Annotated in this window: 11 protein-coding genes and 2 pseudogenes; 6 read left to right on the top strand and 7 right to left on the bottom strand. The window is 63.7% G+C overall.

The features are described 5' to 3' along the window. Nucleotides 1–45: 45 nt before the first annotated feature. The 4 genes from XaFJ1_RS05415 to XaFJ1_RS05400 all read right to left on the bottom strand — a co-directional run bounded on the left by XaFJ1_RS05415 (nucleotide 46) and on the right by XaFJ1_RS05400 (nucleotide 5,780). Nucleotides 46–1,503, bottom strand: a complete 1,458-nt coding sequence (locus tag XaFJ1_RS05415; RefSeq protein ID WP_012915659.1) for a WS/DGAT/MGAT family O-acyltransferase — start codon at nucleotides 1,501–1,503, stop codon at nucleotides 46–48. An 86-nt stretch (nucleotides 1,504–1,589) separates the two neighbouring features. Then, a complete protein-coding gene (locus XaFJ1_RS05410) occupies nucleotides 1,590–3,011 on the bottom strand; it encodes a cryptochrome/photolyase family protein (protein WP_045756786.1) in 1,422 nt (473 codons plus the stop codon). 158 nt (nucleotides 3,012–3,169) lie between these two features. Beyond that, entirely contained in the window at nucleotides 3,170–4,588 is a 1,419-nt protein-coding gene (locus XaFJ1_RS05405; RefSeq protein WP_012915657.1) for a replicative DNA helicase, read from the bottom strand. Nucleotides 4,589–4,961: 373 nt separating this feature from the next. Then, on the bottom strand, nucleotides 4,962–5,780 hold the full coding sequence (locus XaFJ1_RS05400; RefSeq protein ID WP_012915655.1) for a glycine zipper 2TM domain-containing protein: 819 nt from the start codon (nucleotides 5,778–5,780) through the stop codon (nucleotides 4,962–4,964). 344 nt (nucleotides 5,781–6,124) lie between these two features. On the opposite strand from XaFJ1_RS05400, the gene XaFJ1_RS05395 reads away from it, so the two are divergent. Then, entirely contained in the window at nucleotides 6,125–6,910 is a 786-nt protein-coding gene (locus XaFJ1_RS05395) for a TatD family hydrolase (protein WP_012915654.1), read from the top strand. Nucleotides 6,911–7,087: 177 nt separating this feature from the next. On the opposite strand, the gene XaFJ1_RS05390 is transcribed toward XaFJ1_RS05395, so the two are convergent. Further along, on the bottom strand, nucleotides 7,088–7,945 hold the full coding sequence (locus tag XaFJ1_RS05390; RefSeq protein WP_012915653.1) for a tRNA threonylcarbamoyladenosine dehydratase: 858 nt from the start codon (nucleotides 7,943–7,945) through the stop codon (nucleotides 7,088–7,090). Nucleotides 7,946–8,044: 99 nt separating this feature from the next. Between XaFJ1_RS05390 and XaFJ1_RS05385 the strand changes: the two genes are divergently transcribed. Further along, on the top strand, nucleotides 8,045–8,473 hold the full coding sequence (locus XaFJ1_RS05385) for a cytochrome c (RefSeq protein WP_045756784.1): 429 nt from the start codon (nucleotides 8,045–8,047) through the stop codon (nucleotides 8,471–8,473). Between the two features lie 145 nt (nucleotides 8,474–8,618). Continuing rightward, the gene (locus XaFJ1_RS05380; protein WP_012915651.1) at nucleotides 8,619–9,098 is read left to right on the top strand and encodes a glycine zipper 2TM domain-containing protein; all 480 of its coding nucleotides are present in this window, start codon (nucleotides 8,619–8,621) and stop codon (nucleotides 9,096–9,098) included. Between the two features lie 81 nt (nucleotides 9,099–9,179). Here XaFJ1_RS05380 and XaFJ1_RS05375 read toward each other — a convergent pair whose 3' ends face one another. Continuing rightward, nucleotides 9,180–9,401 carry a cold-shock protein gene (locus XaFJ1_RS05375; protein ID WP_012915650.1) on the bottom strand — a complete coding sequence of 74 codons (222 nt, stop codon included), beginning with the start codon at nucleotides 9,399–9,401 and terminating at the stop codon, nucleotides 9,180–9,182. A gap of 238 nt (nucleotides 9,402–9,639) precedes the next feature. On the opposite strand from XaFJ1_RS05375, the gene XaFJ1_RS05370 reads away from it, so the two are divergent. The 3 genes and pseudogenes from XaFJ1_RS05370 to XaFJ1_RS05365 form a co-directional block, all read left to right on the top strand. Next, on the top strand, nucleotides 9,640–10,125 hold the full coding sequence (locus XaFJ1_RS05370; RefSeq protein ID WP_012915649.1) for a DUF456 domain-containing protein: 486 nt from the start codon (nucleotides 9,640–9,642) through the stop codon (nucleotides 10,123–10,125). A gap of 115 nt (nucleotides 10,126–10,240) precedes the next feature. Next, nucleotides 10,241–10,397: pseudogene (locus tag XaFJ1_RS16480) on the top strand (phospholipase A); the annotation flags it as partial. Between the two features lie 164 nt (nucleotides 10,398–10,561). Then, nucleotides 10,562–11,392 (top strand): annotated as a pseudogene (locus XaFJ1_RS05365) (phospholipase A); the annotation flags it as partial. 39 nt (nucleotides 11,393–11,431) lie between these two features. On the opposite strand, the gene XaFJ1_RS05360 reads toward XaFJ1_RS05365, so the two are convergent. Next, entirely contained in the window at nucleotides 11,432–12,955 is a 1,524-nt protein-coding gene (locus XaFJ1_RS05360; RefSeq protein ID WP_012915647.1) for a fumarate hydratase, read from the bottom strand. Between the last annotated feature and the right edge of the window lie 105 nt (nucleotides 12,956–13,060).

The raw sequence follows: 13,060 nt of genomic DNA, 5'->3' as shown, positions 1-13,060 counted from the left end.
GTGCGCGATGCGGATGAACTGGGACATGCGCAGCATGCGCACGGTTCAGGGAAGCGACAACAAGCCTTCCGCATCCACTGCACGCAACGGATACTCCCAGTTCCCCATCAGCGCCAGGTACAGCAGTTTCTCGAACTCGGCCGCCACACGCCGCATCACCGCATCCGGATCGGGGATCAGCCGCGCATCGCCGATCAGGCCGAAATGCACGCGATGGTTGTAGCTCATGATCGACACGCCAACGCCGATCGAGCCGGTCTGCGGCACCCAGAACATCATCTCGCGCACCCCACTCCCCGCCAGATACAGCGGTTGCTGTGGCCCCGGCACGTTGGTTGCCACCGTGGTCGCTTTGCGGCTGAACAAATCCAGCGCCGCCGACTGCAACGCCGCCGGCGCCATCCCCACCGCAGCCAACAACCCGAACACCACCATCGCCTGCCGCGACTGCTTGAGTTGTTGCATCGATGCGGCGACGCACTGCAGCCGCCGCACCGGATTGGCTTCGCCCACCGGCAAATCCAGGAACACCAGACCGAAGTGGTTACCGAGCTTGCGCGCGTGTTCCAGCGGACGCAGATTGACCGGCACCGTGGCGCGCAGGGTCACTCCCTCCAGGCGTTCGCCGCGTTCGAGCATGTAGTCGCGCAACGCACCGGCCATGGTCGCCATCAGCACATCGTTGACCGTGCAATCGCAAGCGCGGCCAACTGCCTTCACTTCGCTCAAGTCCAGCGGCGCGGCCCAGGCCACACGCTTGCTGACGCCGAGACGACCGCGCAGCAGCGTGGGCGGATCGTCGGACAACAGCAGCGCGTTGACCAGTTCGCGGCCGATCAGCCCGCCTTCGCGCGCCAGTATGGTCGGCAGGTTGGGATCCTGCGCCATTGCGCGACCTTTATCGAACATGCGCCCGCCCAGCTTGAGATAACGATCCATCGCACCGACCCGGCGCACCACCTCCTTGCCATCGTCTTTCAGCCAGGCGCGGCCAAGTTGTGCCGACGGCTCCGGCACGCGTTGCGTATCGGTCAGCGACAACAGCACCTGCACCAGAGCGATGCCGTCGGCATAGCTGTGGTGGATACGCACCACCAAAGCCGAACCGCCCTCGTAGCGCTCGATCAAATGGAATTGCCACAGCGGCTTGGTTTTGTCCAAGGACGTAGACGCCATCTGCCCGGCAAACCGCTCCAGCGCTTTCTTCTGCCCACGCCCAGGCAATGCCGATAGACGCACGTGCCAATCCAAGTCGAAATCGTCGTCGCGTTGCCAATAGGCCCCGGTGGCGGTCTCCACCGGCTTTTGCAGAAAACGTGGAAACGCCAGAAAACGTTTGCGCACCAGTTGTTTAAGCCGCTCTAACGTCAATGGCTCGTCCAACATCAGCACGCCGGTGATCATCATCGGATTGGTCGGCCGGTCCATCCGCAACCAGGCGGTATCCACGCGGGACATCGGTTCGCGCTGCGAATTACGGCGAGCTGATCTGCTGGCGGCCATGCGGGCTCCTGTGCGGATCCGGAGTGAATCATGGCCCGGCGAAGGGCGTCAATCGTGTCCACGCTGTTCTCGCGCAGCGCGACTGCTCAGCCAGCGACGGTTTCACGGTACGCGGCCAGCGCGGCATCGCGGCCAGCGGCCAGATCGACGATCGGCTGACGCGGATAGTGCGGCGCGACACGCGCCAAACGCTGCGGCACCAACCACGGCGCAAAACGATCGGCGACCGGCAGCGCCGCCAGCTCCGGCACCCAGCGCGCGATGTACGCGCCCTGCGGATCGAACTTCTGCGCCTGCGTGACCGGATTGAACACGCGAAAATACGGTGCGGCATCGGCACCTGTACCAGCCACCCATTGCCAACCCAGCGTGTTGTTGGCGAGATCGGCATCGACCAGCGTGTCCCAGAACCAGCGCGCCCCCTCGGACCAATGCACGCGCAGATGCTTGCACAGATAGCTGGCGACGATCATGCGCACGCGATTGTGCATCCAGCCGGTGCGCCACAACTCGCGCAGACCGGCATCGACGATCGGCACGCCGCTACGTCCACGTTGCCATGCCTGCAACTGCACCGGACCCGGGGTCGCCCAGCGGAAACGCTCGAAGCGCGGATTGAGGTTGCGCTCGGGCGTATGCGGAAAATGGTGCAGCAAGTGATAGGCGAAATCGCGCCAGCCAAGTTGGCGGATATAACCATCGATCGCCGTGCCGGTGGCGGCGCGACGGTGCTGTTGCAGAGCGGAGACAATCCGCCATGGTGCGATTTCACCGAAATGCAGGTGTGGCGACAAACGCGACGTGCCGACCTGATCGGGCCGATCGCGACCGGCAACATAGTCGCGTAGTGCGCCATCGACGAATACGTCCAGGGCCTCGTGCGCCCCCTGTTCGCCCGGCTGCCAGCACTCCCAGAAGCCGCGGTCCCAATCGTGCGCCGACATCAACCCGAGCGCGTCCAGCGCCAGGCTGTGCAGTGCCTGCGGCGGCGGCGGTAACGTGGCAGGCGCGTGCATCGGCGCAGGCACCTGCCAGCGACTCAGCGCACTGCGCCAGAACGGGGTGAACACCTTGTACGGGCCACCTTGCTGGGTCGCCAATTGCCAAGGCTCGAACAACAACGCGCCATTGTGGCTATGCACCTCCAATCCGAGCGCACGCAATTCGCGTTTGAGCCGGGCATCGCGCGGCTGCGTGGCCGGCTCGTAACGGCGATTCCAGTACACCGCGACCGCCCCGCATTCGGCGATCACCTGGCGCAGTGCGTGCTCGGCCGGCCCCCGGCGCAGGATCAGACGCGAACCGCAGGCGCGCAACTGCGCGTCCAACGCGGCCAGCGAGCGTTGTAGCCAAGCACACGACGCGGCCCCGGCCGCCCAGTCGCCTTCGTCCTCGGGACTGTGCAGGTACACCGGCACGGGGGTATGGCCCGCCGCGAGGGCGGCGTGCAGAGCAGGCTGATCGTGCAGGCGCAGATCGCGCCGGAACCAGACGATGGCGTAGCTCATACGCACGCGAGGAGCAGCGAAAGATGCGCCATGATACGGATCGGCCGCATCGGCCAGGTGAGCGTCGCTAGAACCACAGGCGCATCGCACTGACCCGGAACGCGCCAATGCACACGGCATCGACCAATGCCGCGGATGCGACGAAGACCGGCGCGCAACTACTCGAAGGCGCCGATCGAATCGTGAGCGAGATTGTCGAAGCGGGTGTATTCGCCGAAGAACTTGAGCTTGCACGACCCGGTCGGACCACCGCGGTGCTTGCCGATGATGATCTCGGCCAGCCCTTTGTCCGGCGAATTTTCCTTGTTGTAGTAGTCGTCGCGGTAGATGAACACGATCATGTCCGCGTCCTGCTCGATCGCGCCGGATTCACGCAGGTCGGCCATTACCGGGCGCTTGTCCGTGCGCGTCTCCAACGAGCGATTGAGCTGCGACAACGCAATCACCGGCACACCCAACTCCTTGGCCAGGCCCTTGAGCGAACGCGAGATTTCCGAGATCTCGGTGGCGCGGTTCTCGCTGTTGCCGGGAACCGACATCAGTTGCAGATAGTCGATCACGATCAGGCCCAGATCGTGCTCGCGCTTGAGCCGGCGCGCCTTGGAACGCAACACCTCCGGCGACACGCCCGGAGTATCGTCGATGAAGATCTTGGTTTCCTTGAGCATCTTGATCGCGCCGGTGACCCGCGCCCAGTCCTCATCCTCGAGCTGGCCGGTGCGCAGGCGCTGGGCATTGATGCGGCCGTTGGAGGAGATTAGGCGCATCGCCAGCTGCGAGGCGGACATTTCCATCGAGAACACCGCCACTGCTTTCTTCGACTTGATCGCCGCGTACTCGGCGATGTTCAGCGCCAAGGTGGTCTTGCCCATCGCCGGACGCGCGGCGAGGATGATCAGGTCGGTCGGCTGCAGGCCGGCGGTCATCGCATCGAAATCGCTATAGCCAGTCGGCAGGCCGGTGATGTTGCCGCCGCTCTCGAAGCGGCTTCGCAGTTCCTCGAACGCGTCCTTCAATGCGCCGGGCATGGCGACGAAATCGCGGCGCCCGCGTGCGCCGGCCTCGGCGATCTGGAACACCGCCTTCTCCGCCGAGGCCAGCAGCTCCGCGCTCTCGCGGCCCTCCGGCTGAAAACCGTCGTTGACGATCGCCGTGCCGACCTCGATCAATTGCCGCAGCACCGCTTTATCGCGCACGATTTCGGCGTAGGCGCCGATGTTGGCGGCCGAAGGCGTTGTGCTAGCCAACTCGATCAGATAAGCGCCATCGCCGACCATCTCCAGCTTGCCCTGCGACTCGAACCACTCGCCCAGGGTCACCGCGTCGAACGGACGGTCCTTTTCGGCGAGTTCGCGGATCGCGCGGTAGATCAACTGGTGGTCGCGCCGGTAGAAATCCTTGTCGGTGAGCTGGTCGTTGATCCGGTCGTAGGCGTCCGGTGCCAGCATCAGGCCGCCAAGTACGGCCTGTTCGGCTTCGATCGAGTGCGGTGGCACGCGCAATTGATCCAGACGCGGCTCGCTGCGTTCGCCACGCTCGCTTTTGCGATCGCCGCGGTAGCCGGGACGTGCTGACATGGGCAGGGGTTTCTCTCTGGAGGCGCAGTCGGCGGGCGCGGCTTCACCGCAGCCCGACCGCAGATGCTAATCGACGGTGTGGAAACCAGCCAGGGACAAATCTGTGGACAACCCGTTGAGAACCTGCCAGAACCGTTGCGTGGCGCCGGTTTCCCGATTCCACCGGCCCAGGCCAACCCGATGAGTTACCTCGCGTGCGGTCTCGACAACGCTCACGGGCGCAATGCGTCGATGCAGAGGATGCACATGTCCACGCAACCCATGCAGGAACATGCGGGGACGCGCGTCGTCGATACGAACGTCCACCATGCAAATGCACACATGCGAAGGCCGGCGCATGCGCCGGCCTTCGTCGGGAACCTTCGCCGCCGAATCAGCGTTGGCTGATGGTATCGACGGCAGAGGCCGTCTGCGTCACCAATCGCCCATCGAGCACCGGCAGGCGATCGCTATTGGGCTTTTGATCCATGCGCACAGTCTTTTCCTGGCCGTCGTAGCGGTAAGTCACGTCGTAGCCCTTGACCACGTCCTGGCTGCCCAACTGGATGCGGCTCCCCGGCCGGGTGTCCATACGCATCGTACCGGTGGTGCCATCGTCGTTGCGATAGGTCACGTCGTAGCCGGTGATACGGGAGGACTCGGCGACGCCATCCTCAGTGTGGCAACGGCGCACGTCACGATCCACCACCCGGCCACCGACGTAATTCTGCTCGATGCGATTGCCGATGAAGCCGCCGGCAACCGCACCGGCCGCGGTCGCGACACTGCGACCACCGCCATGACCGACCTGGTTACCGGCCAAGCCACCGACCAAGGCACCGATCACGGTACCGCCAATGTTGTTGACGTCGCGCCGCGGCAGGCGCTCCTGCACCACCACGTCGTGACACACATGCCGCGGCATGTCGGTGGTGGCGATCTCGCGCAACGGCTGGACGCCGATCACATCGGCATAGTGCGGCTGCTGCTGGGTGATCGGATCCACCCGTACGACATCGGCGTACTCCAGCCTGCCGCCGACACCGTTGCCGAGCGGACTATCGCCACGGCTACTGCCCAGCGCCGAACGTACATCGACGCTGCCGGAGTAATCATCGGGCCTGTTGTGGTTGTTCATGAACGCCGCCGTCGCGGCACCGCCGACCAGCAATGCGCCAGCCGCGACCAGAATGGTTGTCGTCGTGGTCTTCATCGTCTCTCTCCTGTCTGTCCTGCGGGCTGGCCGCGTTGTCTACGGTGCTGTGATTATCACGCCGAAGCTGAACAAATCCGCTACCTATTCAGCCATATTCAGCAATCTACTCCAGCGTCATCGGCGACCACGATAAAAACGCCAGCATGACGGGCGTGTTAGCGTTTCCATCCACTGATCGGAGAACCCTCCATGCCTTACTCGATCATGCTGGCGCTGCCGCAATGAGCCGAAAATTGCGCGACCCGAGGCGTTTGCGGATGGCCACCGACCGATTCCTGTCGGGCATGCAACAGCCTGGGCCGCCGATCTCCAGCACGCCTCATCTGCACCACTGAGCGCCGATGGAATTGATCGACAGCCACTGTCATCTGGACGCGGACGCCTTCGACCACGACCGCGCTGCGGTCATCGCCCGCGCACAGAACGCCGGCGTCGTCGCACAGATCGTGCCCGCGGTGACGGCGGCCTCCTGGCCCACACTGCGCGCGGTGTGCGCGACGGCACCAGATCTGCATTCTGCCTATGGGTTGCATCCGCTGTTCCTGGCACAACATCGGTCCACACACTTGGAAGCACTCGCCGACTGGGTCGCCCGCGAACGCCCCTGCGCAATCGGCGAATGCGGCCTGGACTTCTTCGTCGCTGGACTTGATCCCACCGAGCAGCAACGCTACTTCGCCGCGCAACTGCACTTGGCACGCACGTTCGACCTGCCCGTGATCGTGCATGCGCGGCGCTCGGTGGACGCGGTGATCCTGGCGATCCGCAAAGTCGGACGCCTGCGTGGCGTCGTGCACAGTTTCGCTGGCAGCGCCGAGCAAGCCCGGCAATTGCGCGACCTGGATTTTCTGATCGGCCTCGGTGGTCCGATCACCTACCCGCGTGCGCAACGGCTACGACGACTGGCCACAGAACTGCCACTGCAGCAGTTACTGCTGGAAACAGATGCACCCGACCAACCCGACGCATCGATCCGTGGTCACCGTAACGAACCGGCACGGTTGCGCACTGTGCTGGACACCATTGCCACGCTGCGTCGCGAGCCAGCGGCCGTCATCGCCGCACAGACAACACGCAATGCACGGCAGTTGTTCGGACTGCAAACAACCTCCACAGAACCGTGCTGACAGCGCATTTGCAGGTATTTCGAACGAAACTGTGAAATGGGCCGCGCGATCTGCACGTTGGCACGTCATCGATCGAAGACACCGCGCAGTGCGATATGCTCTCGGCGATGGGCTGTCGACGGCTCCCAGAATTCCTGTTCGGGCGGCCACAATCGCCACACGATCTGGAACAGTTGGTCACTGCGCAAGCGAATACGTAACAGTCGTACTAGGGACGCGCGCCGGATGTCCGCCATCTGCGCGATCGGCAGGACGCTTCAGCAGCAACTCAAGGGCCTTGCCGACGGCGGCAAACGCAAAGGCACCCGTGATGTGCGTCGCCGCCCCCAGACCCGCGCCGCAATCCAGGTTCAAGGCCGCATCCGCGCCCAATGCAGGCCGCAAGCCGCAGACGCTGCCATCGGCCTGCGGATAGCGCACGTTCTCCAGCGAATACACCGCCGGTACGCCGAAGTAACGCTGCGGATTCTTCGGAAAATGGAACTCGCTGCGCAGCTTCTTGCGGATCAGCGCCAGCATGGCGTCGTGTTCGGTGCGCGAGACATCGCGCACACGCACCAGGGTCGGATCGGTACGCCCACCAGCCGAGCCCACGGTCAGCAGCGGCAGTTTGCGACGCCGACACCAGGCGATGCTCTCGACCTTGACCCGGAAACTGTCGCACGCATCGATCACCAGATCGAAACCGTCGCCAAGCAACTCGGCGATGTTGGACGGGGCCAGAAACGCCTCGACCGCAACCGCCTCGATCATCGGATTGATCGCCACGCAACGTTCGCGCATCGCCACTGCTTTGTTGCGTCCGTACTGCCCGGCCAGCGCCGGCAATTGCCGGTTGGTGTTGGAGACGCAAATGTCGTCGGCATCGATCAGGGTCAGATGCCCGAGCGCCGAACGCGCCAGCGCCTCCACCACCCACGAACCGACCCCGCCCATGCCCACCACCGCCACCCGGCAGCACGCCAGCCGTTCGATGCTGCCACGCCCGTATAGTCGGTCGATGCCGGCAAAGCGCTCGTGCAATTGTTCGTTCATGCAGGCATTTTATGCTATCGATGCTACTTACACGGCATCTTCCTCTACGCTGCGCGCATAAGTCTTACCCTCTATGTCCGCCACCCACATGCTGCACCCATGACGACGACGTCCCCGCACACTGCCGCTTCGCGTTATCTCTTGGTATTGAGCGCCGGCATCCTGATCGGTCTGGCCGTCACGGTCATGGGCTTGCGCGTGATGCAGGCGCGACAAGATCTATTTCCACGCAGCCTGATGCAGGTCATGGGCAGACAATTGGCGCTGCTCGAACGTGCGCGTGCCCTGCATCACTGCAATGCTCCAGATACACAGGTGCCGCTGCGCACGCTGCGCCTTCTCGGCGGCGAGCTGGACACGGCCTTCCCCGAGCTAAACGACGACAGCCGTTTCCGTGAACACGCCGATGCATTGCGCGCGCAAGTGGATATGGCGCTGGCAACACCGCCGGCCGACTGCACCGCGCTCGCGCAAGCGCGCCAGGCAATCGACGAGCAGTGCGACGCCTGCCATCGCGATTTCCGCTGAATTACGGCTGACGCCCCAGACGCCCAGGCTGAACATCAGCACGAGGGTTGGCGTTGTATTCACGCTATGGCCGACACGATTCCCTTGAGCATTCCCTTGAGCGCGGCATGCCGCGCCCCATCACCGCCTGTCGAGGAGAGCACACATGAAGATCCATTTACTTGTCACCGGCGCAGTGGCCACCCTGGCGCTGGCAGGCTGTGCAACATCACCCGGCTACGGCGGCGGCTATAGCGGCGACTACCGCCAGCCATCGCGCGGCTACGCCGAAACGCGTTGCGTCGATTGCGGCGTTGTGACCCGCATCGATACGGTACCGTCTGGGCGCACCGCACCGTCGGCCACCGGTGCGATCCTCGGCGGCATCGTCGGCGCGATCGCCGGCCATGAAATTTCCGATCACACAGGGGGCAGCAAGGGCAACCAGAACGTGTCCGCAGTGGCTGGTGCGGCCGCTGGCGCTCTGGCCGGCAACCAGATCCAGAAAAACGTCACCAGCGACACCTACGATATCCGCGTGCAGATGGACGACGGCCGCATACTCGTCGTCAACCAGCGCGACTTGGCCGGCATTGGCGAGAACACCTACGTCCGTGTGGTGAACGGCCGCGTCGTGCCACGCTGATCGCCCCCAGGTCTCTCCAACGCAAAAAGGCCCGCAGCGCGGGCCATTTTGCGTGCGGACCAAGCCGTCCGCAATGGGGATTCAGACCGGCTGCACCGCGTCGGCCTGCAGGCCCTTCTGGCCTTGGACCACGATGAAACTCACCTTCTGGCCTTCCTTGAGGCTTTTGAAGCCCTGGGTCTGAATAGCGCGGAAGTGTACGAACACATCCTCGCCGTTCGTGCGGCTAATGAACCCAAAACCTTTGGCATCATTAAACCATTTCACTAAACCTACCTCGCGAGTGTGATTTTCGTCGCTCATGATGGACTTTCTCCTTGGAACATGTCTCAGGGGTGGGTACGCCGTGGGTTGCGGCGGCTGGTTGCAAGGAGGAAGCGAGGTATAACGATGTAGCGGATCGGTGGATCTACCGCATCAGGCCACGATTCAGGGTGACCTTTGCAAGCACAGCGGCTGCAACTTACCCCGGCCAAAATGAAAATGCAATCAACAAATACACGCCACTGTCAACCCTAAAACGACCAGCGTAACAAGCCACGTGAGCCCTGGGTTCATCTACTACTTCTGTGCCAGCCTGCTTGTCGTGATCGGACTGGCCGGGGTCGTGCTACCCGCCCTGCCCGGCACGCCGCTGATGTTCGCCGGCATGCTTCTGGCGGCCTGGGCCGATGACTTCGAGCACGTTGGCTGGACCACGCTGACCGTGCTGGCTGTGTTTACCGCAGCCTCGCTTCTGGTGGACCTGCTAGCCACCGCGTTAGGCGCCAGTCGCGTCGGCGCCAGCCGCAAAGCCGTGTGGGGCGCAATTCTGGGGAGCATCGCTGGCCTGCCCTACATGCCAATCGGTCTGTTCGTCGGCCCCTTCGTCGGCGCGTTGGCCGGCGAATACTGGCACAGCCGCCAGTTGCGACAAGCCGCAAAGGTGGGGATGGGGACGTGGATGGGCATCGTCCTCGGCATGGCGGCCAAACTCGCCCTGGCCCTGAGCATGATCGGTCTGTTCGCCGCAGCGTGGCTGTTCTGAAGGCGCTGTCGACGCCACCTGATGCGTGCGTGAGAATAAGCCCCATGTATTTTCCTCGCCCCCTCCCGCAGCAACCACACATCCGCGCCAACACCAGCAACGAGAACGAAAAAAGATGCCTCACCGCAAGGCTCCCCACCTGCTGTTACTGTCGATCGCAACCGTGCAGCTGGCGCACGCACAAGAATTCATGCCCACCCCCGCCTCACCGGAAGCCTGCGTCGCCATTTCCAACGATGCCGCGCGCCTGTCGTGTTACGACCAAGCCTTGTCGCGCCGGGTCGCCAGCCCGCCAGCACCCGACTCGCCCCCCCAGCCCCCAGGCAAACGCCAGAAACAGCCACTGGACACCACATTGCCAAAGGACACTGGAGTCGCCAAACGTACACGCCCACACGCCAACCCACCGTTCCAGCAGGATCGTTACGACAGCACCATCGCCAACGCCGGCAATGGCTCGATGCTGGACAGCCGCTGGGAGCTGGCGCAAGACTCCAAGCTAGGCACCTTCCAGCTACGCGGCTACAAGCCGATGTATCTGCTACCAGCGTTCTGGACCAGCAGGAAAAACACGCTGCCCACCTCGCCGAACCCGTTCAACACGGTGACCCGCGCGGAACAGCTGGACAGCATGGAAGTGAAATTCCAGCTCAGCATGAAAACCAAGATCGCGCAGAACATCTTCGGCGACAACGGCGACCTGTGGGCGACTTACACCCAGAGTTCGCGCTGGCAGCTCTACAACGCCCGACAGTCGCGGCCGTTCCGCGAAACCGACTACGAGCCGGAACTGATCCTGGCGTTCCGCAACGACTACAGCCTGTTCGGCTGGAAGGGCCGGATGAGTGCGATCCAGTTGACCCATCAGTCCAACGGTCAGAGCGATCCGCTGTCGCGCAGCTGGAACCGAGCGATCCTCAACATCGGCCTGGATCGCGACAACTGGGCGCTGATCCTGCGCCCGTGGTACCGGCTCCCGGAAACCCGCAAGCAGGACAACAACCCGGACATCGAAGATTACATGGGCCGCGGCGACGCGACCTTGATCTACAACCATGACGGCCAGGAGTTGGCGCTGATGGCGCGGCATTCGCTGCGCGGCGGCGACCGCGCTCACGGCGCGGTGCAACTGGACTGGGGCTTTCCGATCAGCCACCTGTTACGCGGTCATGTGCAGGTGTTCGACGGCTATGGCGAAAGCATGATCGACTACAACCATCGCGCGACTTACCTTGGCCTGGGGATTTCGCTACTGGAATGGTTCTAGGGCGCCGCCGCATGGCCAACGCCGCCGATCAGCGCAGGCTCAAGCAGGTTCGACCACGACCGGGATCTTACCGATGCGCGCCTGCCACTCGCGCGGGCCGGTCTTGTGCACCGACTCGCCATTGGCATCGACTGCCACGGTCACCGGCATGTCCTTGACCTCGAACTCGTAGATCGCCTCCATGCCCAGATCCTCGAACGCCAGCACCTTGCTGGCCTTGATCGCCTTGGACACCAGGTAGGCCGCGCCGCCCACCGCCATGAGGTACACCGCCTTGTTGTCGCGGATCGCGGCAATCGCCGCATCGCCGCGCTCGGACTTGCCGACCATGCCCAGCAAGCCGGTCTGCTCCAGCATCTGACGGGTGAATTTATCCATGCGCGTGGCGGTGGTCGGGCCGGCCGGCCCCACGACCTCGTCGCGCACCGGATCGACCGGGCCAACGTAGTAGATAAAGCGGTTGGTGAAATCCACCGGCAGGGTTTCGCCACGGTTGAGCATATCGATCATGCGCTTGTGCGCGGCGTCGCGGCCGGTGAGCAGCTTGCCGTTGAGCAGAATCACCTCGCCGGGCTTGAAGCTGGCCACATCCTCGCGGGTGATGGTGTCCAGATCGACCCGGCGCGCGTTGCTCGGGTTGTAGGTCAGCGTGGGCCAGTCTTCCAACGACGGCGGATCCAACATCACCGGACCACTGCCATCCAGGGTGAAGTGCGCATGCCGGGTGGCCGCGCAGTTGGGGATCATCGCCACCGGCAGGTTGGCGGCGTGGGTCGGGTAATCCTTGACCTTGATATCCAACACGGTGGTCAAACCGCCCAGGCCCTGCGCGCCGATGCCCAAGGCGTTGACCTTTTCGTACAGCTCCAAGCGCAACTCCTCGGCGCGGTTGGAGGCACCGCGCGCCTGCAAGTCGACGATGTCGATCGGCTCCATCAGCGCCTCTTTGGCCAGCAGCATGGCCTTCTCGGCGGTACCGCCGATGCCGATACCGAGGATGCCCGGCGGACACCAGCCAGCGCCCATGGTCGGCACGGTCTTGAGCACCCAATCGACGATGGAGTCGGAAGGATTGAGCATGGCGAACTTGCTCTTAGCCTCCGAACCACCGCCCTTGGCGGCGACGATCACATCCACCCGATCGCCCGGAACGACCTTGACGTTGACCACCGCCGGCGTGTTGTCCTTGGTGTTCTGGCGCTTGCCGGCCGGGTCGGCCAACACCGAGGCGCGCAGTTTATTGTCCGGATGGTTGTAGGCACGCCGCACACCTTCGTTGACCATGTCCTCCACGCCCATCGTGGCGTCGTCCCAGCGCACCTGCATACCGATCTGGAGGAACACGGTCACGATGCCGGTGTCCTGACAGATCGGCCGGTGGCCCTCGGCGCACAGGCGCGAGTTGATTAGGATCTGCGCAATCGCATCCTTGGCCGCAGGCGACTGCTCGCGCACGTAAGCCGCCGACAGGCTCTTGATGTAATCGACCGGGTGGTAGTAGCTGATGTATTGCAGCGCGTCGGCGACGGACTGGATGAGGTCTTCCTGCTTGATCGAGGTCACGGCGGGCTCTGCGGCTGGCTGGGGAAACCCGACTATTTTAGGGCAAAGTGTCCGCTCCGCCGCGCGGTCACGCCGGGACGCCCTGTTGCGTTCTTGCCCACGGTT

This window comes from Xanthomonas albilineans (assembly GCF_009931595.1).
Lineage (GTDB): Bacteria > Pseudomonadota > Gammaproteobacteria > Xanthomonadales > Xanthomonadaceae > Xanthomonas_A > Xanthomonas_A albilineans.
Note: the sequence above shows the minus strand (reverse complement) of the source record. Positions and strands in the feature narration are given on the sequence as shown.